This is a genomic window from Eximiradius sp., from assembly GCA_937127445.1.
Classification (GTDB): domain Bacteria; phylum Bacteroidota; class Ignavibacteria; order Kapaibacteriales; family UBA2268; genus JAKIZO01.
In genome coordinates this window covers 129176-152382 of the sequence record CAKZLY010000014.1, presented here as the reverse complement: position 1 = coordinate 152382, position 23207 = coordinate 129176, and the positions used below count along the sequence as shown (strand labels likewise).

The window sequence follows — 23207 nt, the reverse complement described above, 5'->3', positions numbered from 1 at the left end:
GCAATAATTTCTTATTATTTTCTAATTAACAATTATTTTTGATTAACGAATAATTAATATTTTTTTATAAATTACTTCATTTGATTGCGTTTGCAGAGTAACAAAATAAACCCCGTTCGGTAGGCTTGATATATTCCAAGTGTAATTGTTAGTCCCATTTTTAAGAGTGAATTTATTTTCGGAAATTTTTTCGCCGATAGAAGAAATTATAGAAATTTCGGACGTCTGTTCGCCGAAATGCTCATAATCAATCACTAAATTATCATTGGCAACGCTCATAGTGATATTCTTTATGTGCGGCAAATACTGAATGGTTGTGAAATTGCGGGCACTGCAATAACCTGCAATTGTAAGCGAGCCGTTTATTGCAATTGGAGTTACTTGCTTGTCGGAAAATATTGAAATATTTTCGAATTTAATAGGGGTTTGGGTTGGTGTCGAAAGCAAAACAATACCTTTGATTGCAAACAAAGTGCCGGGTTTTTGGAAAATTTCTTGTGCTGCATCTACCTCGAAAAATATTGTGTTATATTTATATTCGAAGCTCAATTTTTGATAAGTGTCGTATGTTGCTGTAAGTGCGAGCGGTTCGAAAAGAAGTCGCGAGAGACTGATTGCGAACCTGACCTTTTCGGGACGCAGTTTAGGCAGTGCTGTATCAAGACGAACAAGAATATTAAGAGTATCATCAGGCTTTGCTACATAATCATCAAGAATAAGCACGGGAAAATACACTTCGGGCGGGACGTCTGCATTCAAACCGATGCTCACAGTGTCCAAACAATTTGTGATTTCCTCAATAAGCAGGCTCGCAGATTTGTTGCCAACTGTTTTTGCTGTGAATGCAACTTCATTACTTATTCTATGACCTGGCTCTAATTTATAAACTGTGGTATCAAATTCAAATTCAACGCTTTCAGGAACTATGCCGATAATTCGGAATTGTATTGGCTCGTCTGAATTATTCGATACTTCAAAAGATAATGTTTTGTTTTCGCCCATCCACACTGACGCAAAATCAAGCACTGCTGGGGTAACCGACAGATTCGCTTCGATTTTTCGGCAAACAAAATTTATGTCGAATGAAGTATTACAGGATTTGCTCCGAATTGTGATGCTCGATGAATAAAACCCCACTGTCGACATAGCAGAAATATCGAGTTCAACCGGAATAGTTGCAGTTGAGTTCGCAAGTATTGGTATTTCGTTCTGGAACAACACTTTTATTATGTTAGAAGTCGGCGTAGAGAGAATAAGAGTATCCTCAAGCAAGCCATAATTAGTAATAACAAGAGTATCCTGTATATTCGAGAAGCATTTTTCGACTTTTCCGTAGTCGATAAAGGCACGATTAGTTGCCAGAATGCTTTTGCGAAATTCAGCAACAATAGGTATTTCAATTGTTTGTGGGTTAATGCCTTGCGTTCTAATTACCAGAACGTTTTCAAATCGTCCTTCCGCTGCTGGGAAAAATCCTACGTTCAGCCGCAAAGTTTGATTTGGTGCTAATAAAACAGGCAAATTGGGCGGCAAAATAATATAGAAAGGTGTATTATCGAAAGCAAGCGAAATAGAAGCAATTGTGTCTATGACAGCTGCTTCGTTTTTCAGTGAAATTTGCATACGTTCTTCTTTAGGGTTGCAGGTTGTTATGCCAAAATTCAGCGTATCAGTATCGGCAGAAATAAAATTTAAGAAGGAAACAAACTCAACCTGCACGCAAATATCAGTCGGGCAAACGCCTTCGGTCGCCAAGCAAATTGTGAAGTCCCATTTTCCTTCTATATTTGAACGAATTGCAAAAGGCAATATAAGTTCTTCGTTCTCTTGGATAAATAAGGGAAGGTTCTGAGAAAATTCAATTTCAATTGGCAAGTCTGGCGGTAAAATTTGTATTTTACTAATTTTTTGCGGTATGTTCGACAAAGATTTGATGATTAATTCATTTTCTGATTGTGTTCCGACTAAATTAGCCAGACGAATTTCGTTCGGAGAGGCTTCGAGATGACTTTCGACGGCAAGTCCTTGAACTATCAGCAAAATTTCTTTTTCGCAGGGTTCGTATTTAATCGAAATTGTATCCGAAAAGAAGCCTTTCTGCTTTATTATGGCATTAAGCACATAGGATTTCTGCTGCGACGGTGCAATTTCGAGCGTTTCAGCCGATAGAGAAATTTTATCGTCTTCTGAAGAGATCCCTTCTAATCGAGCAGACAAATTACCAGTATTGTGCAATATAAATGTTTTTTGCAGAGACGAGCCAACGCAAACTGTATCAAAATCAATAAAAATTGGGCTCGGCGAAATCAAAGGAGCATTGAAATTTGCTCGCAAATTCACATAATAAGGGTTTTTCTGTCCAAAGACACGAGTGCCATCGTTATTAAGAATTTCAAGTCGAGCGGTATTGCTACCACCGAGAGTTGCATCGTAGGCAACAATCAAAGTGTCGCTTTGTCCGATGGCGATTGTAGCAGGAATAGCCTGTCCGCTTGCCAGCCCTATTATTGAGAATGATGGGTTCGAAACAGTAAAATTAATACTCGAAATAATAAGATTAGAATTGCCCAAGTTCTCAATTGGAATGCGAAATTGCGTATTTGTGGCACAATCGATAGACCGCAAGAGTTCGATCGGTGCATTTATTATTGGAGAAACAGCATAAGCTCTGATAGTAACGAACTTGACATTGTCGCAAAGTTTTGTTCTTACCTCAAAAGTAGCATTATACCAACCGGTGTCGGGTGGATTAATTGAGAAGTTTGTAGTAACAGGAATTTGGGACAATCTGATGGGCAAACTAGTTGCCAGCTGTATTGCCGGATTACCAGAAATTTGCTGTATTCGCTCTAATGTGTCGATTGCTGTGCTTGTCCAGTAGAAAGTTGCAATAGTCGGGAAACCGCAAGCGATTGGATTTAGCAAAACTTCGTATTTGTCTGCCTGTAATTCAGAATAAACAGCGTTACCTTCGAGCGGAACGATGATATTTTTGCCATTTAGCTGTATATTTAGTTGGGCGTATTTAGTTCCAACCGAGCTAGGTTTGAATTGAATAATTATCGGGAGATTGCCACACGAAGTGAGATTTTCTTCTGTCGAGTATGGCGAAATTATTTCGAAATCTGCAGAATTAACCCCGGAAATATAAAATTGTGCAACTGATGAATAAAAAGATAGGTTCTTAACCCACACCGTATCGAGCGGGGAGTGCCCAAGGCAAACATTGCCGAATGAAACACTTTGCGGATTGGCAGATGCCGAAGGTGGTGAAAGTTTATAAATGCCTTCGCCTACAACCCAACCGTTGGAAGGAGTTATGAACCAAATATCATCAAGATTGCCTTCGTCAATACCGCAATTGTATTCAGCCCAGGTTAGTCCACCATTGCTTGTATAATACACCTGACGGTCGTAACCGCAAGCCCAGCCCGTCGTTGTCGAAGTAAGAAAAGTGCCAAATAACGGAGCTCGGACAATTGTCCTATTCCACGAAGCGCCATCGTTGGTGGAAAAGAGTATTCCGCCGATATTTCCTGCACCCGAGCAAGTAGTGCCCGCCGCCGGAATGAGGAAGGAATTTCCCACACGAGTTATTTCTTCGTGCCACACTTTTGAACCGGTGTAGGAATGAACGAACCAACTTCCGCCCATATTAGTTGTTTTCCAAATAACGCCACTGCTTGCTGCATATCCACTGCCATCGGGATAAACAATGAGGTCAGTCATACCCGAATTTGGTTCGTTTGCAAGAAAGAGTATCCAAGAAGCACCACCATTAGTTGTTCGATAGAAACGCTGGACATCATCGGCACATCCACCGCCCACCACCCAGCCCGTATCGGCATTCAGAAAGCAGCAGCCCCAATATGTTTGGAGTTGGTCGGGGGTAATATCATACCAGGTAGCACCACCGTTTACAGTTTTGAAAATACCTTCGACTCCAGAAGTGTATCCGATTTGCAAGGTTGGGAAGTGAATATGTTCAAGATGATAAGCGCCTTGAACCATTGAACCAAGCCAGGTTGAGCCTCCGTTGGTTGTTCGCACAACCATGCCATTAAATCCGCAAGCCCAGCCATATTGAGGATTATCAGGGTAAAAATATATGTCAAGCCAATAGTTTGAATTATATGGAGGTGGCAAATTAACCTTTTCCCAATAACCAAACGGGAATAGATTAAAAGATGTTGATAAAAATATTATAACAAGCAGAATTTTTTTCATAAAAGAAATAAAATTAATTATTTGTTAATATAGAAACATAAATCAAAAAAATATTTGATTTTTTTCCAAATGTTAAATATATTTACAAATAAAAGCGTTTTTTGAAACGTCCTAAATAAGCACACTCAACCTAACTCAAAAATTAGTCGAGGTTTCTATGAAAAAAGCAGTCATTATGGCAGGTGGTTTTGGCACAAGATTACGTCCGCTTACAATGAACATCCCAAAGCCGATGGTGCCAATTGTTAATATCCCAATGATGGAGCATATAGTTAATTTGTTAAAAAAACACGGAATTAATCAAATTGTTTCGTTGCTATATTTTCAACCGGAAAAAATAACAAATTATTTCGAAGATGGTAGCCGCTTCGATGTAGATATGGATTATGTTCAGGCAACAGCAGACTATGGAACAGCCGGAAGCGTAAAAAATGCCTACGAATTCCTGGATGAACGTTTTATTATTATCAGTGGTGATGTGCTTACCGATTTTGATTTGTCGAAGGCAATTGAATTTCACGAAAGCAAAAATGCCAAAGCAACTATTTTGCTAACCCGCGTCGATACCCCGCTCCAATACGGAATTGTAATGACCGATGCTGAAGGGAAAATCACCCGCTTCCTCGAAAAACCTTCCTGGGGACAGGTGTTCTCTGACACCATTAATACGGGCATCTATATATTAGAACCCGAAGTACTCGATATGATACCATATCGTGAAGAATTCGATTTCAGCAAAGATTTGTTCCCCAAAATGCTTGAACTCGGAATGCCGCTCTATGGCTATATAGCCGATGGTTATTGGCGCGATGTCGGCAATTTAGATGAATACATTATCGGACAATACGACGCTCTTATAGGAGTAATAAACGTTGAGAAAAAAGGCGTCGAGCAGGGCAACCTGACACGCGGCAGTAACTGCAACATTGCTCCTACTGCTAAATTTGGTGGAAAAGTGCTCGTTGGCAACAATGTTGCCATTGGCGAATACTCTGAACTCATCGATTGCACTATCGGGGATAATTGCGTAATTGGCAACGGAGTTAAGTTAATCAGGGCAACACTCTGGAATAATTGTAAACTTGGCGACTTTGTCAAAATGACCGATGATGTGGTTTGCTCCCATGTTGAAATTGGCAATTCAGTTGTTGTCGGCGAAAATGTTTTCATTTCCGATAATTGCAAAATCGGGGACAATGCAATTTTGAAATCCAACATCAAATTGTGGCCCGACAAGCACGTTGAGGAAGGTGCCTCGGTTTCGTTTTCGTTAATACAAGAAGAGAAATGGCAACGCGAGATATTCACGGATGCAAGAATATCTGGGATATCAAACATTGAAATACATCCCGACTTTGGAACAAAATTAGGTGCGGCATTGGGACTTGCCTTCGGGACAAAGGCTCGGTTGCTTGCTTCGCGCGACGCATCGAACATTTCGAGAATTATGAAGCGCTCGATTACTGCTGGAATTGCGTCTGTCGGGGTTAATATTAGCGACTTGCAAACTACTTCAATTCCACAAACTCGTCAGGAATTGCGAACAGGGCGTTACGATGGTGGTCTCCACGTAAGACGTTCTCCACGCGATCCCGACCAAACTGATATAATAATCTTCAACAAAGATGGCAGGGATATTTCTATCAATATGGCAAAAAAAATCGAGCGTTTCTTTTTTGGCGAGGACATTAAGCGCGTTCATTATTCACAAATTGGTAAAATATCTTATCCCGAAAGGACTAACGAAATTTACATAAATCGTTTTCTCGATTCCTTGGACGTAGAAATAATAAAAAATCGAAAATATAAATTACTTGTTGATTATTCATACGGGCTTGCCTCAACTATCTTACCAAGTTTGCTTGGCAAGCTACGCGTCGAAGCGATTTCGCTGAATAACTATGTAGATTCGACTATGTTTCATCCCGACCCATTGTCGCAGCATTCAGCAACAGATGAAACTGGGAAAATAATGCGATCGCTTGGATATGAGCTCGGATTCAGGATAGAATCTGGTGCAGAAAAAATTTCTATAATAGACGAAAGAGGTACCTGGTACCATCCGATGCGTTTGCTTTCGATTGTAACAAAGCTCTTTCTCGAAACAAATCGTCATCGTGAGCCATACAAGATAGCGGTTTCTATTGTGGCTTCGCAGGAAATCGAACTAATTGCAAAAGATTACAATGTTGAGGTAGTCCGCATCAAAAATTCGCACTCCGCAATGATGGATGCAACGCTCGACGATTATGTTTTGTTTGTTGGTGGAGTTTGGGGTGGCTTTATTTTCCGGGATTTCCTTTTCGCTTCTGATGGTATGTATTCGCTTGGTAAGATACTGGAGATGCTTGCACAAACAAATTGCAAGATTTCCACGCTCGACGAAAAATTACCGCAACGGTTTGTTTTTAGCAAAGATGTGAGTGTCCCTTGGAATGCTAAAGGCACCGTGATGAGGCACGCGATGGAACATTCAGAAGGTATGCAACGCCAGCTGGTCGAAGGAGTAAAGGTATTCGACGGCAATATCTGTGCATTGCTGCTGCCATCGAAGGAGCGCCCGATTTTCACTGTTTACGGAGAAGCGGACGACTACGAAACAGCAGTTTCGCTATGCAACAAATACGCTAATCTGGTCGAAAAATGGAAAGAAGAATAAATTTTAATTTGGGTACGGCAAATGTCGTGCCTATTTTTTTTAGAAATTTATAATAAAATAATCGATATTATCACAAATGATTTGACTATGTTAACCAAAAAATCAAGTGAAGTTTTGTAAAAGGTATATTAAATGAAAGCAGCAACAGACCCTAATGAACGAATTGCTAAAATGACTTTTGCCTCGGTTTATCCGCATTACGTAACAAAAGTCGAAAGCAAAGGTAGAACTAAAGAAGAACTGCATAAAGTCATTGAATGGCTAACAGGTTTTGATGAGAATAGAATTAACGAATTAATTCAACAAGAAGCAACTTTTGAAGAGTTTTTCAGGCAAGCAAAATTAAATCCAAATGCACATCTAATAAAGGGCGTAATTTGCGGTTATCGCATAGAAGACATAGACAACGAACTAACGAGAAAAGTTAGGTATTTAGATAAACTTGTTGACGAATTGGCAAAAGGAAAAAAGATAGAGAAAATTTTAAGGGCAAGCTTATAAAAACAATGGTGATTAAAGGTTCGGGCAGCAATCGTGAGATAATTGCAGACCAAATACGCATTCGCTATGCTCAATTAGACAAAACAGTTTGGTATTCGACGGGCATATTCAAATCATACAAGGGCAAAACAATCTACCTTCCGCCACCCGCCGACGACCAACCACGCCACTATAACTCTGTTAATCTCACGCTCAACCGACTGTTTATGCAATGCAACACTGGGGAAAAATCAAACAAGTAGGAACTTGCAAGAAATTATTGAGAATCGTATGGAAACAATAAATAATATTGAACTGAGAGATGAAAATATTTATCCTGATGAAATTGTGCTTAATAGCATACTAGGTCAATCATATGAAAGTTATCTTGAATTGCTCGAACTTTTTCAAAAATACGAAATGAACTATGAATGGCTATACTATCACGATGGTAAGGCTTGGTTATGTAAAGTCCAGAAAAAGAAAAGAACAATTGTTTGGATGTCTGTCTGGAAAAACTACATTCAGGCAACAATATATTTTCCTTTAAAATTATTAGATACAGTTTTGGCACTTGATATTTCTGAGACAACAAAAGATAAGATAGTAAGTACTAATAACGTTGGTAAATCAAAACCGTGCATATTTGAGATAAGGTCAAAAGAAGCACTTGTTGATTTTGAAAAAGTAATGAAATTAAAGATAGCGAGCAAATAAATTCTGAAATAAATGTGCGAATTAACCATTCAACCGTTTCCAAACAAGATTATTTAATATCGCAACCTAAATAAACGAACCACACCTCCGTAGGTATGGCTCGTCTTAGCAATTGTAAAGACCTTTGAGTTGTGCGCAACCTCACACCTCTACACATTTAATTCACGCAGGAGTGCCTGCCGCTCTATTTCGAGCTGACGGATTTTTCTATCGATGTTGTCCAGTTCTTCAGGCATAGAATCAATTTCCAGTCGCAGTTTGCTTGCGGCTTCGTCGATAAGGTCAATTGCTTTGTCGGGTAGAAATCTATCGGTGATGTAACGGTGCGATAGCTCCGCAGCAGCGACAATTGCTCCGTCTGTAATTCGTACGCCGTGATGAACTTCGTATTTTTCTTTCAGACCTCGCAATATCGAAATAGTATCCTCAACATCTGGTTCATCGACAAATACTTTCTGGAAACGACGCTCCAATGCTGCGTCCTTTTCAATGTATTTTTGATATTCATCCAAAGTGGTAGCGCCAATGCAATGCAGTTCGCCACGTGCAAGTGCCGGCTTCAAAATATTCGCAGCATCCATACTGCCGCCCGATGTTGCCCCAGCTCCAATTAGAGTGTGCAATTCATCAATAAACAGGATTATCTCGCCTTCGCTTGCTGTAACTTCGCGTATAACAGCCTTCAAGCGTTCTTCGAACTGTCCGCGAAAACTTGTTCCGGCAATTAATGCCCCCATATCGAGAGCCACAATCTGTTTTGTTTTAAGGGTTTCGGGAACATCGCCTGCAACAATACGTTGTGCAATGCCTTCGACTATTGCTGTTTTTCCAACACCTGGGTCGCCAATCAAAACGGGATTATTTTTTGTGCGACGCGAAAGCACCTGCAAAACACGCCGTATTTCGTCTTCACGACCAATGACGGGGTCGAGTTTGCCTTTCATCGCTTCTTCGTTGAGCACACGACCGTATCGCTTCAAGGCTTGATATTTATCCTCAGGGTTTTGATCGATTACTCGCTGGTTGCCACGCACATCGCGAAGCACCTTCAACATGTTTTCTTTTGTAACGCCTTGCTGGTTCAAAAAACTACCGAGTTCGTTCTTTTGCTCGGACAAAGCAATTAAAATATGTTCGGTGCTTACATATTCGTCTTTCAGTTCGGTTGCCACTTTGAAAGCAATATCGAAAGTTTGATTGAGTTGCGGCGACACATATTGGTTGCTTCCGCTCGCACCGCTAACTTTGGGCGTTTTATCCAGCAACTCTGTTATCTTTACTTTCAGGTAAGTTAGATTAACACCCAACTTTGCAAGAATATCTGGGACAATCCCGCTTGAATCTTGCACCATTGCAGCAAACAAATGAATTGGCTCGATTGCTTGATTGCCGTTACTTTCGGCAATTTCGCGAGCCGCCTGCACCGCTTCCTGTGCCTTTAAAGTTAATTTTTGTAAATTCATATAAAGCTCCTTTATTTTTATGTATAGACGAAATGAATTATGAAAAAATTTAAATTTTTTATTTTACTCAAATTAAATGTGTGTTTGTTTCGTCAAAAATCATAATTAGTTACAATTAAACAAATTCATAATTAATTCAAGGATAAATAAAATGAAAGTTGACGTTGTAATGCCGAAGATGGGCGAATCGCTACAAGAAGGCACAATAATTCGCTGGTTTAAGAAAGTAGGCGACGCGATTGAACGCGATGAAATGATACTGGAAATCTCAACCGATAAAGTAGATACCGAGGTCCCGGCACCAGTGGGCGGTGTGCTTTCGGAAATACTTATTCCAGAAGGCACTACCGTAGAGGTTGGAACTGTTATCGCTCGTATTGAAACAGAAGCATCCGCAACTCCGCAACAAACAACCGAAGTTAAACCTGCTGCTGAAATACCTGTCCCAGCTCCACCCGCAACGGCTCAATCTGTTCCACAAACTGCAAGTGGAAACCTTGTTGACGTTGTAATGCCGAAGATGGGCGAATCGCTACAAGAAGGCACAATAATTCGCTGGTTTAAGAAAGTAGGCGACGCGATTGAACGCGATGAAATGATACTGGAAATCTCAACCGATAAAGTAGATACCGAGGTCCCGGCACCAGTGGGCGGTGTGCTTTCGGAAATACTTATTCCAGAAGGCACTACCGTAGAGATTGGAACTGTTATTGCTCGTATTTCAACTGGTGGCGTAGCAACGGCTCCTGCTGCGGTTACTGCAAAAGCACCGGAAATCAAGTCGGAACCATCTTCAACTGTTCAGCAGCCTGTTTCACAGCAAACGGCAAGTGTTCCAGCAGTAGAGGCAAAAACATTCGAGATACCTGCTCGTGTGGGTGATAAGTTTTTCTCGCCGCTTGTTCGCGAAATTGCAAAGCAGAACAAAGTTTCGCTTGAAGAATTGCTCTCAATCAAAGGTTCGGGTGTCGATGGCAGAATAACAAAAGACGATTTGCTGAGATATATAGAAAGCAGAGGTAAAGCACCAACAACAACACAACCTACCCCATCTGTTGCTGTGCAATCTAAAGCACCGGCAACGCCTGTCGTACGCGAAACAGTTACTGTTGCGGAAACTAAGCAGCCAGCAAAACCAATCGTTTATAACGATGCAGATGTGGAAATTATCCCAATGGATCGTGTTCGCCAATTAATAGCAGAACATATGGTTCATTCGAAGCATACTTCCGCTCACGTTACCAGTGTTGGCGAAGCTGATGTAACTGGCATAGTGCGCTTCCGTGAAAAATTCAAGCAAGAATTCGAAAAGCGTGAAGGTATAAAACTTACATATACACCTTTCTTCGCTCTTGCTGCAATTGAAGCGACAAAGAAATTCCCGATGGTAAATGTTTCAGTTGATGGTAAGAACATTATTCGGCATAAGCGAATTAATTTGAGTTTTGCAACCGCACTCGATGATGGTAATTTAATTGTGCCGGTAATCAAAAATGCTGATAGTTTGAATTTGTCAGGATTGCAGAAAGCAATTACAGATTTATCAACTCGCGCTCGCAGCAAGAAACTACTTCCGAATGAAATTGAAGGTGGTACAATTACAATTACAAATGTTGGCACATTCGGTACGCTTTTCGGTACACCTGTAATAAATCAGCCGCAAGTTGCAATTATGGGGATTGGTGCAATAAAGAAGCGTCCAATAGTGAAAGAATTCGATGGCGAGCATCTTATAGTAGTAAGAGACATGGCTTATGTCTCGATTACATACGATCATCGTGTAATAGACGGAATGCTTGCTGGTATGTGGCTTGCCGAGGCGATTAGAATTCTCGAAAATATGACCGAAGAAACAATTATGTTGTAGATTGCTGCTTTATGAAAAAGAAAACCTGCGAAGAAATTTACTTCGCAGGTTTTTTATTTGTTTAATAATCGATTATACCCAGCCACGAAGTTTACAAGCTTCAGCAACGCGTGAAATTGCAATCATATAAGCAGCATCACGCATATAAATGTTGCGAGTGCGGGCAAGATTTGAAACAGCGTGGTATGCTTCTGTCATCTTGCGGTCTAATTTTTCAAGAACTTCTTCTTTGGACCAGAAGTAGTTCATATTGCATTGAACTTGTTCAAAGTATGAGCAAGTAACACCACCAGCATTAGCCAAGAAGTCTGGGATAACCCAAATATTACGAGATTTGATAATTTCGTCTGCTTCCGGAGTAGTAGGACCGTTGGCGCCTTCAGCAATAATTTTAACGGATTTAGCCATTTTTGGAGCAGTTTCAGCATTGATTTGGTTTTCAATAGCAGCAGGCACTAAAATATCGACTTCTTGTTCGATCCAAGCTTCACCAGGAAGAATTTCGTAACCGAGTTCACGAGCTTTATTGACGTCGATTTCGCCAAAGCGGTCAGTAATTGAAATCAATTCGTCGAAATTAATACCGCTTGCTTTTTTGTAAGTGAATGATTTTTGTTCGTGATGGTTCCAGCAGGAAACGCAAATAGCGGTGCCGCCAAGTTCAGTGTAAAGTTTTAGTGCGAACTGGCTAACATTGCCAAATCCTTGGAATGCAGCAGTAGTTTTGGCAATATCTATATTCATTTCTTTCAAAGCTTCGCGAACAGTGTAGATAACGCCGAAACCGGTTGCTTCTGTTCTGCCGAGCGAACCACCAGCGCCAAGAGGCTTGCCAGTGATAAAGCCCGGAGCTTTGATTCCAGTAATTTTTTCGTATTCATCAAGCATCCAGATCATATGCTGACCTGTAGTCATCACGTCTGGTGCAGGAACGTCTTGAAGTGGACCAACAAGCGGAGCAACCGCGCGCACCCAACCGCGGCAAATTTGCTCTTGTTCTCTCATTGATAAATTGTGTGGGTCGCAGATAACGCCACCTTTACCACCACCAAGAGGAATATCTACAACGGCAGTTTTCCAAGTCATCCACATTGCAAGAGCACGAACTGTATCAATTGTTTCGTGTGGATGGAAACGAATCCCGCCTTTTGCAGGTCCGCGCGCATCGTTGTGCTGGCAGCGGAAACCACGGAACACTTTGTAAGAACCATCATCCATACGAACAGGAATATTGAAATGAATTTCGCGGTTGGAATTTCTTAACAAATCGCGAGTTGCTTGATCTAAACCTAATTTTTCCGCAACTTGGTCAAATTGTTGCTGAGCCATTTGAAACGGATTGAATGAACCAGTAGCCATAAATTCCTCACAATTTTTTAAATAATCGGGTAATCCCGTTTATTAATTATAAATTAACAAATTTGTTTATTATAGTATTGCAATTTATGTAAATTTTTGATACGAAAAAACAAAATTTGACTTGAATATGAGAAACGGAATTTAAAATATTAAGTTTGTGCTATTTTGTTCATTTTGTTTTATTGGGAAGTTTCATAACCTTCGAAAGGTTATGAAGTAATCTTTTTTGTTACTTGTTGGTTTGTCTTTCATAATATAAAACATAATTATTGAACATTCGTTTGCTTTATTTGGAATTACTATGTTTTGTTTTTGCTCATTTTTCAAAAATAATGTGCAGAACAATATTATGAACTGAACTTAACAAAATTATTAGCCAAAATTAATTTTAATATTTAGGAATATTTCATATTTTCAGTGATAATTTTGGGGAAGGGTATTGCATTTCAAATTAAATTTATAAACTATTATATAATTAAATTTAGTTGTATTCCTAATAATTGGAGAAAACTTATGAAACTATTTTACAAATTCTCATTTTTGGGCTTGATAGCGGTTACTTTAATTTTTCCCTCATTAAATATTAAAGCGCAAGAAGAAGAAAATACAACAGGATTTGAATTTACTTATGGTGCTGATTTAGTCAATCGATACGTCTGGCGAGGCTGTGAACTTGCTGGCAAGAACAACCCTCAGTTTCAGCCTTCCCTTAATTTCAACTATTCAACGGAAAACTATGGCTCCTTTGGCTTTGGTATCTGGTCGTCATTTGGACTTAAAAAGAACTATATTGAAGCCGATTACTCATTATCTTACGGTATTTCTACCGATTTTGGCGAATTTGGTATTGTTGTTACGGATTATTACTTTCCCTCAAATAAACTAAAATTCTTCAATTTTAAGGACAAAGGCGAAGGAGCGCACACGCTCGAAGCGGCGTTTTCTTATGTGCCAACGGAAGTGTTCCCAATAAAACTTTTGCTTGCAAATAACATTTTGAACGACTTGCCGAACGATAATTCGTTGTATATAGAGGCAAGTTATCCATTTGAGCTGGCGACGCTTTCATTTAACGCTTTTGTAGGAGCAGCAAAAGGGAAAAGTGCGTATTATGGCGTGAACACTGAAAAATTTGAACTAATCAACACAGGCATTTCGGTTTCTCGTGGAGTTAATTTTACTGATAACTTTGCTTTGCAATTTGGATTGGACGAAGTGTATAATGCACACTTAAAGAAAAACTATATAGTGTTTAAAATATCATATTATAATTAAGTATTTGGCTGGTAAGCTATGAATGGGTTCATAAAGAAAATATCTGTTCAAAAAATTAGTATTTTGTTAGCAATAGTAACAATAATTGAGCTCTTTTTGTTGCAATTTTCAACAAGTTCTACGGCAAGAATAATTGCTTCTAATATTGCTACAATAGGTGGCAATTTGTTTGCTATTTTTATGATGATGTTAGCTCTGAAAGTATCAGCAACGAAACCGGATTATTACAGGTTCTGGCTGCTGCTTGCTTTTGCCTTTCTTTTCAATTTAGTAGGCGAAGTGATTTATAACTATCTTGAAATTGTATCACACGAAACCCCGTTCCCATCCATAGCAGATCCATTTTATTTAGCATTTTATCCCCTAATACTCATTGCAATGTTTCTTTTCCCAACAGGAAAACATAGCAAAGAGAGAAAATACATAGTTTTTCTTGAAATGCTTGTAGTTCTGATGTCGTCTTTTTTGATTTTTGCTGAATTTATGTTTGGTCCGATATTGAATAATAACGAAAGCTTGTTAGAGAAAGTATTATCAATATTTTATCCTGCTGGTGATTTTATTGTTCTGTGGGCAATAATATATATACTTTTCAGTAAAATTAACAAAGCCGATACAAAAGTAATTTTACTTTTGGCAATTGGGTTATTTGTTATTATAATTGCTGACACTATTTACTCATTCCTGAATGCTGATGGTTTATACTACACAGGTCATATTTCTGATATTACATATTTTATTTCCTATCTCTTTTGTGGGCTTGCAGCAGTTGCTTATGTTGAAAACACACAAAAAGAAACTTCTGATGAAATAGTACCTGAAAACATTCAATGGATGGCGTACAGCCCGTATATTTTTCTTATAGTTGCTGTTTTTTCATTTTATTATGTAATGCGAAACGATACTTTTTTAAATCCGGGCACAATTGGAATTTCTATTTTAGCAACTATTTTCTTAATTATGCTTCGGCAGATAATATTTTTCCGGGAATTTCAAAAAATCAACTTTGAATTAGAAGAGAGCGAGAAAAAATACAAATTGATTGCTGAAAATTCTACAGACTTAATTTATGTGTATAGTTTATTTCCAGAACCTCATTTTGAATATATATCCCCATCCTGCAAAGTCTTAACAGGATACGACATTGAAGAAATATATAATGAACCTAATTTCTATCCGAAGTTAGTATTTGACGAAGAAAACATTAAGTATTTTACATCTGTCATAAAAAATCATTTCTTACCATCAAAAATTGAAGAAAGATGGCGAAAAAAAGACGGGTCGATTATCTGGGTTGAGCAACTTATTACCAGAAATTTCGATGAACGAGGCAACTTGATTTCTTTCCAGGCAACAGTGCGCGACATTACCGCCAGAAAACAAGCAGAAGAGCAAATTCGAGGAAGCGAAGAAAAATTCCGTTCTATAGCTGAAAACTCGTCCGAGCTTATTGCTATTATAGATAGCCAGGGTGTTATCACATATGTTTCCCCAGCTTCTAAATCAATCTTCGGTTATGAGCCAAATGAAATGATTGGCAAAAAATTCACGGTTTTTCTTGACGAATCTTCTATTCCTTTGGCTCTTGGAGAATTCCGAGTTACATTAGAATATACGGGAAAGACTAAGAATCTAGAACTATTAATGAAACGCAAAGATGGTTCTCGTTTTTATGGCGAGCTCAACGGCGTTGTTTATCAAACTTGTTCATTTTTGGGCACACTTGTTACAATTCGTGATATAACTGAACGCAAAGAAGCAGAAAAAATAGTGCAAAGTAGCCAAGCAATGTATAAATCAGTTTTCGAGGCAACTGGAACAGTCACAATGGTTGTAGATGAAGATGGGACAATTCTTGAAGCAAATTTGCAATGTCTTCACGATACTGGATATAGCCCAGAAGAACTTGTCGGCACTAAATGGACGAATTATGTTGCCAAAGAGTCGCTCGATATTATGCTTAAATATCATACCCTTCACCGAATTGACCCCAAAATGGCACCTAATAAATACGAAGTAAAATTAATTAACAAAAAAGGTGATGTCCGAGATGTATTGCTTTTTGCAAACGTCATTCCGAATACTAAACGTAGCGTTGTCTCGATGCTCGATTTAACTGATCGCAAGCGATTAGAAGAATTGCTCCGCAAAAGCGAGCAGCAGTACCGCCTTGTTATAGAAAACGCTAGCGAACTGATATTTCTTGCAAGAGATGGCAAAATTATTATGGCTAACCCGAAAGTGCTTGATTTTTTGGGTTATTCGATGGAACGAATAAAAAACACACCATTTATTGAATATATTCATCCAGACGACAGACAAATGGTTTTAGAACGCCATTTTAAGCGATTACAAAGACTTATTCCTGAAAAAGAAACATATGAATTCAGAATTGTTAGAAATACCGGCGAAATTAGAAATGTTGAGATAAACACATCTCTTGTTGAATGGGACGATAAGCCCACTACTATTAACTTTATGAGAGACATAACCGAATGCAAGCGCATCGAAGAAGAACTCCGGGAAAATAAAGAATATTTATCTGCTGTGTTCAACTCCGTTACTGATGCAATTTTTGTCGACGATGCCGATACAGGTGAAATAATAGACGTCAATCAAGCTACTTGCGAAATGTACGGATATTCGTACGAGGAGCTTTTGCAAACTCCTATTGGCGAACTCAGCCAGGGCGAACCACCATACTCTCAAGCAGACGCTATCAAATGGCTTACTAAAACACGCCAGGAAGGTCCGCAAACTTTTGAATGGCTTGCCAAAAGAAAAGATGGTAGCCTTTTCTGGGTAGAGGTAAGTTCTCATTATATTGACGTTGGTAATAAACACCGCTTTGTTGTTTCTGTTAGAAATATTTCTAATCGCAAAAAAATAGAAGAAGAATTGAGAAAAGCATATGAAAGGTTCGACCTTGCTATCAAAGGGACAAATGATGGGATATGGGATTGGGATATTTTGGCTAACAAGCATTATCGTTCTCTGAGATGGAAATCTATATTAGGTTACAACGAAGACGAGTTACCAGACAATGAAGAAACCTTCCATAAATTAATCTACGAAGGCGATTTGCAAAAAGTTAATAAACATTTGAATGATTATCTGGAAGGGAAGGTAAATGATTACGAAATTGAATTTAGAATGAAGCATAAGGACGGCTCTTTGAGATGGATTCTATCGCGTGGAGTAGCAGTTCGAGACAAGGACAATAAACCAATTCGTATGGCTGGTTCGCATACTGATATTACTCGACGCAAGCAAGCTGAGCAAGAACTCTTGATGGCGAAAGAAACTTACGAAAGCATTTTCAATTCAGTCGCGGAAGCTATATATATACAAGATGAAAATGGAACATTCATAGAAGTTAATTTAGGTGCTCAACTAATGTACGGTTATTCCCGAAAAGAACTTATCGGGAAAAATCCTGCTGATGTATCGGCACCGGGTATGAACAATTTGGATGAAGTCCGCCGAATATTTGAGCAAGTAAAAAAAGATGGCGTTTCGCGAAGTTTCGAATTCTGGGGAATTCGTAAAAATGGCGAAATTTTCCCCAAAGATGTTTCTTTGAACAAAGGCAAATTCTTCGGCAAAGACTGTATTATTGCTATTGCTCGTGATATTTCTGAGCGCAAACAAGCAGAAAAACTTCTTCAAGATACCAAAAATACTTACGAAAGCATTTATAATTCCGTTTCCGAAGCAATATATGTAATAGATGAAAATGGGGCTTTCCTTGATGTCAATCTTGGTGCCGAAAAAATGTATGGATATTCGCGAGAAGAACTCATTGGTAAACAGTTTTTTGAAGTGTCAGCTCCTGGAATGAATGATTTAGAATTCCTACAGAAAATCGGTTTTGAGGTAATTACAACTGGTACCCAAAAACACCTTGAATTCTGGGGTATTCGTAAAAACGGTGAAATATTCCCCAAAGATATTTCAATCAACAAAGGAAACTATTTCGGTAAAGATTGCTTAATTGTTTCTGCTCGCGATATAACCGAACGGAAACGAGCCGAGCAAGAACTTATCAAAACAAACACAGAGCTTGAAAAAGCTAATCGTGAAAAAGACAAATTCTTCTCGATTATTTCTCACGATTTGCGATCTCCATTCAATTCGTTTTTGTCTATTACAAAAATACTATCAGAACAATTCTATAAAATTAAGATGGCAGACGTTCAGCAATATGCTAAGGAATTGTATAGTTCGGCTGAAAACTTATTTAAGCTGCTCGAAAATCTCCTTTCCTGGTCGCGATTGAAACGAGGCGTGATTAATTTCAAACCTGAGGAACTTTACTTGAAAGAAGTTGTTGACGCTTGCGCATATATGCTCAAAGGACCCATTGAACAAAAAAATCAGGAACTTCACATCACTATTCCCGATTATATTTTTGTTTATGCAGATAGACCTATGTTAGATACTGTATTGCGCAATCTACTTTCTAATGCATCTAAATTTACCCCGCGCGGAGGTTCAATCCACATAAAAGCAGAAATTGACGGCAATATGGTTGTTGTCTCTGTCAAAGATAATGGCATTGGTATGCCAGAAGATTTAATTGATAAACTTTTCGATATTGGCGTCAAAACATCGCGCAAAGGGACAGAAGACGAACCAAGCAGTGGGCTGGGAATAATCCTTTGCAAGGAGTTTGTCGAGAAAAACGGCGGCAATCTCTGGTTAGAAAGCACCGAAGGCGAAGGTACTACGTTCTATTTCACAGTCCCGTTAATTAAAGTTTAGTTTTGCACGAACTTGCTTTTTGGTGAGCAAAAACGCTACATCTGAAATAACAAAAAAACATCTCTTACTTCTTTAAGGAATATCATTGCCGATATTCCTCTTTTAATTGTAGTTTTTATTATCACATAATCGCAATGCATAGTATCTCTACGATTATACGATTATAAATAAATTAATAATAAATTCCTGTAATTTATTATTTTTGTTCTTTTTGTAAATGTAAAATTAATTTTTCGTATAGATTATGAAGTTAAAATTAATTATCGTTTGCTTTGTGTTAATTATAATATTTACAGGCAAATTAAGTTCGCAAGAGACGCGTCGCTCTCCAGCAAGCTTCGATTTTGATGAAGCTGGGATGCAATTTATTGCTCCCGATACTTTAACAAAAGTAATACTGAGATTTCGTATTCAAAACTCAATTACGTTAAATACAAAATCTGAAGATGATTTTGAAATAGCAAACTCCGAGTTAGGTGTTCGTCGGTTGCGTTTGCGTTTTGGTGGGTTTCTCTACGAACCGCGTCTTACGTTCAATTTGCAACTTTCGTTTGCTCGTGGAGATCTCGACTACGAAGACACTCAATATCCAAACATCATTCGCGATGCGATGGTATTTTGGGCTTTTTCGAAAAATTTTCAAATAGGAATCGGGCAAACCAAGTTACCAGGCAACCGCCAACGTATTGTTTCGTCTGGCGATTTGCAATTTGCTGAACGTTCGATTGTCAATTCCAAATTTACTCTCGATAGAGACTTTGGAATACAAACAAATTACTCAAATTCTATTTTAGGTATGAATTACAATTTGCGGACAGCTGTCTCCACCGGCGATGGGCGCTATGCACCGAAAATGGATGGAGCTAATTTTGATTACATCGCCCGGCTTGAGCTACTGCCTTTTGGTAAATTCACAAATGGCGGCGACTATTTCGAAGGTGATTTAGCTCGAGAGAAAACTCCAAAGCTTTCGCTTGCTGCAGCATATTCTGATAATAAGAAATCTACTCGCACCCGCGGGCAACTCGGCAAAAAGCTTTACGAACCACGCGATATGACAGGTACTTTTGCCGACTTTATGTTTAAATACAACGGATTTGCTGTTTATGGCGAGTATGCTAACCGCCGCTCGAAAAACCCAATCACAAAAGACCAAAATGGTAATATTCAGTATGTTTACGTTGGTGATGGCTATCTATTGCAAGCATCATATATTTTTCATAATAATATTGAACTTGCAGCTCGATTGGCAATTGTCGAACCACAAAGCAAAATCTACGGTCTGAAAGATGCTGAATGGAATAGACATATAACATTAAATTCTACTTATTATCTGCATTCTCATCGAGCAAAATTTCAATTAGAAGTTACACACAACACAGCTGAAAACAAGCAAACGTCAGCTGTTTCTAAAAATTGGTTGTTTAGATTTAACACAGAAATAGGTATTTAACTAAAAATAAAAAATGAATTTTTTTAAATAATCCGTCTCCATTTCCGTCTTTAGTAAAAAATGGAGGTGTTATTTTTATGGATTCAAAGGAAGTTACGAAAAAACGGCTTGAAGAAATCGAGCAGGAACTCGAGCAACTAAAAAAACAAAAAGCAGAACTCGAACAGCGCTGGAAAGCCGAGAAAAATCTAATTTCCGAAATTAGAGCAATTAAAGTCGAAATCGAGAACGTCAAGCACCAAGCCGAAGAGCTCGAACGCAAAGGTGAGCTCTCGAAAGTTGCCGAACTTCGCTATGGGAAGCTTTACGAGCTTAGCCGCAAACTTGATGATGCAAACCAGCGACTTGCTGAATTGCAAAAAGACAAGAAACTTCTCAAAGAAGAAGTTACCTCGGAAGATATAGCCGAGGTGATTTCGAAATCTACCGGCATTCCTGTCCAAAAAATGCTCGAAACAGAAAAAACCAAGTTAATTAAGATGGAGGAGCGAATTAAGCAGAGAGTTGTAAGCCAAGACGAGGCAATCATAGCAATAGCAAATGCAATACGGCGCTCGCGTTCGGGCTTGGCTGATGCAAACCGTCCAATCGGCTCGTTTATTTTTCTTGGGACAACCGGAGTTGGCAAAACAGAGACAGCGCGTGCATTGGCAGAGTTCCTTTTCGACGATGAAAACGCGATGATTAGAATAGATATGAGCGAATATATGGAGAAATTCTCGGTTTCGAGACTAATTGGAGCTCCTCCGGGTTATGTAGGTTACGAAGAAGGCGGTCAACTTACCGAAGCGGTGCGTCGGCGACCATATTCAGTGATTCTGCTCGATGAAATTGAAAAAGCACATAGCGACGTGTTCAATGTTCTGCTGCAAGTATTAGACGATGGTAGGCTAACCGATAGCAAAGGAAGAACCGTCAATTTTAAGAATACGATTATTATTATGACGTCTAATCTCGGAACTGAGATAATCCAGAGCAAGCTTAATGAGCTTGAATACGGCAATCGGGAAGCAATTATTGCGGACCTTAAAATTAAAATATTAGAATTGCTAAAACGTACGCTTCGCCCAGAATTTTTAAACCGCGTCGATGAAATTGTTATGTTTAATCCGCTAACCCGGGACGATATTAAAAATATCGCAAAATTGCAACTTAATTCGCTGTTTGACAAGCTCAATAAGAACGGAATAAATGTGGAGATTACTGATGCAGCAATAGACTGGTTGGCAACACTTGGTTTCGATATTCAATATGGAGCACGTCCACTGAAAAGAGCAATTCAAAAGCATCTTACCGACCAACTTGCTGTAAAATTGCTTTCAGGTGAATTTACTTCGGGTGATACAATTTTGATAGATTGCACAAGCGACGGGAAGTTTGTGTTTCATAAAAAATAGAGGAGCCCACCTCATACAATCGAAAGACTACCTTGAGCAAGATAGTCTTTCTTATTTTTTTGTCCTGCCTACCAAAGATGTAAAAACACCAACAACACAAAGCAAAGCAAAAACAACAAAAATTACTTTAACGCTCTTCATATATTCATCAATATTTTCATAATTGATAATTTGATTGCCAATAAAAATATATGTAGTCATTGCTACAATCGCCATACTAAACATCATTCCAACAGATCGCATCGTACTCAAGGTAGCGGATGCCACAGCATAAAATTCACTACCCACCGAACTCATTGCAGAGTTTGTATTGGGAGAAGTAAACATACCAAACCCAAAACCAAGCAATAATAAACATAAAATAATATACAAAGATGAAGTACCGCTGGATAGAAAAGTAAATAAAAACAAGCCAATAGAGATAAGAGCCATCCCAAATGAAGCTAATATACGAGGATCTTTCTTATCGGACATTTTTCCAGAAAAAAACGATACTATGGTCATCATAATTGGCTGGGCAATCAATATTAGGCCGGCATTTTTTGGTGTTAATCCTCTTACATTTTGCAAATATAAGCTCAATACAAATGTTATTGCAAAAGTTGAGGAATAGTTAATTAATGCAGTTAAATTCGCAAATGAGAAGGTTTTGTTTTTCGAAAATAAGTTAATATTTAAAATTGGATTTGTTTTTTTTCTTTCAACATAAACAAAAATAACAAGTCCAAATATTCCAACAATTGCAAGCAAGATATTAAGAATCTCAGGTATTTTGGACAAACCATACATTAAACTTGTGATTGAAATGAGTAATATAATAGAACCCAAAAAGTCAAAGTCGTTAAGTTTAATCTTTGATGACTCAGTTTTAATTTTAGTTATAAATCCGAGAAAAATAAATAAAGTAATTATTCCATTCAGCAAGAAAACGCTTCTCCATCCAAAGGCTTCGGTCATAAGACCGCCTAATAGTGGAGATGAAGCCAATCCTAAATAAGTAGCAGATACGCTATAGCCCAAGATCTTGCCTCTTTCATTTTGTGGGAATTCAGATACTAATAAGGCTGTTGAAGTGCTCACCATCATTGCGCTGCCAATACCTTGAATCAGCCTTGAAATTAGAAGCACTATGCTTGAATTTGCGGCTGCTGAAATAAACGACATTATCATAAACAAACAGTTTCCGAAGAAGAACATTTTTTTTCTTCCGAGCATATCAGCAGCTTTCCCAAACGGAATTAAAAAAATTGCAGAACTTAAAAGAAAAGACATTGCAACCCAAGCTTGTTCAACTGAATTTAGATTTAATTCGATTGAAATAGTCGGCAAAGCAACATTTACCGCAGCTAACATCAAAGGATTTGTAAAATTAGAAACAATAATTACAGCAAGAAAAAAGAAATTATCTCTATTTTTCATAATATTAAAGTGAATGTTTTCATATTTCAAAATTAAATAAAAAAACACAATTATGGAGTATTTTAGAGGGGAAGTCGGTTAGCATAGGAAATATAGGGGCGATGTATTACGCCCCTACATTTAAATT

The 23207-nt window shown here is 38.5% G+C and carries 13 protein-coding genes; 9 read left to right on the top strand and 4 right to left on the bottom strand.

Translation table 11 applies throughout. The features are described 5' to 3' along the window. Positions 1 to 42: 42 nt before the first annotated feature. Entirely contained in the window at positions 43 to 4227 is a 4185-nt protein-coding gene (locus AC6QZF_RS03370; protein ID WP_499798468.1) for a choice-of-anchor D domain-containing protein, read from the bottom strand. 157 nt (positions 4228 to 4384) lie between these two features. Between AC6QZF_RS03370 and AC6QZF_RS03365 the strand changes: the two genes are divergently transcribed. From AC6QZF_RS03365 to AC6QZF_RS03350, 4 genes are all read left to right on the top strand, one after another. Beyond that, the gene (locus tag AC6QZF_RS03365; RefSeq protein WP_499798467.1) at positions 4385 to 6886 is read left to right on the top strand and encodes a sugar phosphate nucleotidyltransferase; all 2502 of its coding nucleotides are present in this window, start codon (positions 4385 to 4387) and stop codon (positions 6884 to 6886) included. Between the two features lie 132 nt (positions 6887 to 7018). Beyond that, complete coding sequence (locus AC6QZF_RS03360; protein WP_499798466.1) at positions 7019 to 7387, top strand: DUF2200 domain-containing protein; 369 nt, start codon at positions 7019 to 7021, stop codon at positions 7385 to 7387. Positions 7388 to 7392: 5 nt separating this feature from the next. Next, positions 7393 to 7629: a hypothetical protein gene (locus tag AC6QZF_RS03355; RefSeq protein ID WP_499798465.1), complete on the top strand. Its 237-nt coding sequence runs from the start codon at positions 7393 to 7395 to the stop codon at positions 7627 to 7629. 28 nt (positions 7630 to 7657) lie between these two features. Next, positions 7658 to 8083 carry a DUF3788 family protein gene (locus AC6QZF_RS03350; RefSeq protein ID WP_499798464.1) on the top strand — a complete coding sequence of 142 codons (426 nt, stop codon included), beginning with the start codon at positions 7658 to 7660 and terminating at the stop codon, positions 8081 to 8083. 149 nt (positions 8084 to 8232) lie between these two features. Here AC6QZF_RS03350 and AC6QZF_RS03345 read toward each other — a convergent pair whose 3' ends face one another. After that, positions 8233 to 9546: a Clp protease N-terminal domain-containing protein gene (locus tag AC6QZF_RS03345; RefSeq protein ID WP_499798463.1), complete on the bottom strand. Its 1314-nt coding sequence runs from the start codon at positions 9544 to 9546 to the stop codon at positions 8233 to 8235. Positions 9547 to 9697: 151 nt separating this feature from the next. Between AC6QZF_RS03345 and sucB the strand changes: the two genes are divergently transcribed. After that, positions 9698 to 11413 (top strand): 2-oxoglutarate dehydrogenase, E2 component, dihydrolipoamide succinyltransferase, encoded by a 1716-nt coding sequence (sucB, locus tag AC6QZF_RS03340; protein WP_499798462.1) that lies wholly within the window; start codon positions 9698 to 9700, stop codon positions 11411 to 11413. Positions 11414 to 11485: 72 nt separating this feature from the next. Here the strand turns inward: sucB and AC6QZF_RS03335 are convergent, their stop codons facing one another. Continuing rightward, the gene (locus tag AC6QZF_RS03335) at positions 11486 to 12772 is read right to left on the bottom strand and encodes a Glu/Leu/Phe/Val family dehydrogenase (RefSeq protein ID WP_499798461.1); all 1287 of its coding nucleotides are present in this window, start codon (positions 12770 to 12772) and stop codon (positions 11486 to 11488) included. Positions 12773 to 13285: 513 nt separating this feature from the next. On the opposite strand from AC6QZF_RS03335, the gene AC6QZF_RS03330 reads away from it, so the two are divergent. The 4 genes from AC6QZF_RS03330 (at position 13286) to AC6QZF_RS03315 (ending at position 21661) form a co-directional block, all read left to right on the top strand. Beyond that, positions 13286 to 14047 (top strand): TorF family putative porin, encoded by a 762-nt coding sequence (locus tag AC6QZF_RS03330; protein ID WP_499798460.1) that lies wholly within the window; start codon positions 13286 to 13288, stop codon positions 14045 to 14047. An 18-nt stretch (positions 14048 to 14065) separates the two neighbouring features. Further along, complete coding sequence (locus tag AC6QZF_RS03325; RefSeq protein WP_499798459.1) at positions 14066 to 18811, top strand: PAS domain-containing sensor histidine kinase; 4746 nt, start codon at positions 14066 to 14068, stop codon at positions 18809 to 18811. Between the two features lie 244 nt (positions 18812 to 19055). Then, entirely contained in the window at positions 19056 to 20264 is a 1209-nt protein-coding gene (locus tag AC6QZF_RS03320) for a porin (protein WP_499798458.1), read from the top strand. A 77-nt stretch (positions 20265 to 20341) separates the two neighbouring features. Beyond that, a complete protein-coding gene (locus AC6QZF_RS03315) occupies positions 20342 to 21661 on the top strand; it encodes an AAA family ATPase (RefSeq protein ID WP_499798457.1) in 1320 nt (439 codons plus the stop codon). 51 nt (positions 21662 to 21712) lie between these two features. On the opposite strand, the gene AC6QZF_RS03310 is transcribed toward AC6QZF_RS03315, so the two are convergent. Beyond that, positions 21713 to 23080: an MFS transporter gene (locus AC6QZF_RS03310; protein ID WP_499798456.1), complete on the bottom strand. Its 1368-nt coding sequence runs from the start codon at positions 23078 to 23080 to the stop codon at positions 21713 to 21715. Between the last annotated feature and the right edge of the window lie 127 nt (positions 23081 to 23207).

What these genes read in the sequence shown, in the direction of transcription:
- AC6QZF_RS03370 (WP_499798468.1), bottom strand. Translation starts at nt 4,227, where the DNA reads ATGAAAAAAATTCTGCTTGTTATAATATTTTTATCAACATCTTTTAAT.
- AC6QZF_RS03365 (WP_499798467.1), top strand. Translation starts at nt 4,385, where the DNA reads ATGAAAAAAGCAGTCATTATGGCAGGTGGTTTTGGCACAAGATTACGT.
- AC6QZF_RS03360 (WP_499798466.1), top strand. Translation starts at nt 7,019, where the DNA reads ATGAAAGCAGCAACAGACCCTAATGAACGAATTGCTAAAATGACTTTT.
- AC6QZF_RS03355 (WP_499798465.1), top strand. Translation starts at nt 7,393, where the DNA reads ATGGTGATTAAAGGTTCGGGCAGCAATCGTGAGATAATTGCAGACCAA.
- AC6QZF_RS03350 (WP_499798464.1), top strand. Translation starts at nt 7,658, where the DNA reads ATGGAAACAATAAATAATATTGAACTGAGAGATGAAAATATTTATCCT.
- AC6QZF_RS03345 (WP_499798463.1), bottom strand. Translation starts at nt 9,546, where the DNA reads ATGAATTTACAAAAATTAACTTTAAAGGCACAGGAAGCGGTGCAGGCG.
- sucB (WP_499798462.1), top strand. Translation starts at nt 9,698, where the DNA reads ATGAAAGTTGACGTTGTAATGCCGAAGATGGGCGAATCGCTACAAGAA.
- AC6QZF_RS03335 (WP_499798461.1), bottom strand. Translation starts at nt 12,772, where the DNA reads ATGGCTACTGGTTCATTCAATCCGTTTCAAATGGCTCAGCAACAATTT.
- AC6QZF_RS03330 (WP_499798460.1), top strand. Translation starts at nt 13,286, where the DNA reads ATGAAACTATTTTACAAATTCTCATTTTTGGGCTTGATAGCGGTTACT.
- AC6QZF_RS03325 (WP_499798459.1), top strand. Translation starts at nt 14,066, where the DNA reads ATGAATGGGTTCATAAAGAAAATATCTGTTCAAAAAATTAGTATTTTG.
- AC6QZF_RS03320 (WP_499798458.1), top strand. Translation starts at nt 19,056, where the DNA reads ATGAAGTTAAAATTAATTATCGTTTGCTTTGTGTTAATTATAATATTT.
- AC6QZF_RS03315 (WP_499798457.1), top strand. Translation starts at nt 20,342, where the DNA reads ATGGATTCAAAGGAAGTTACGAAAAAACGGCTTGAAGAAATCGAGCAG.
- AC6QZF_RS03310 (WP_499798456.1), bottom strand. Translation starts at nt 23,080, where the DNA reads ATGAAAAATAGAGATAATTTCTTTTTTCTTGCTGTAATTATTGTTTCT.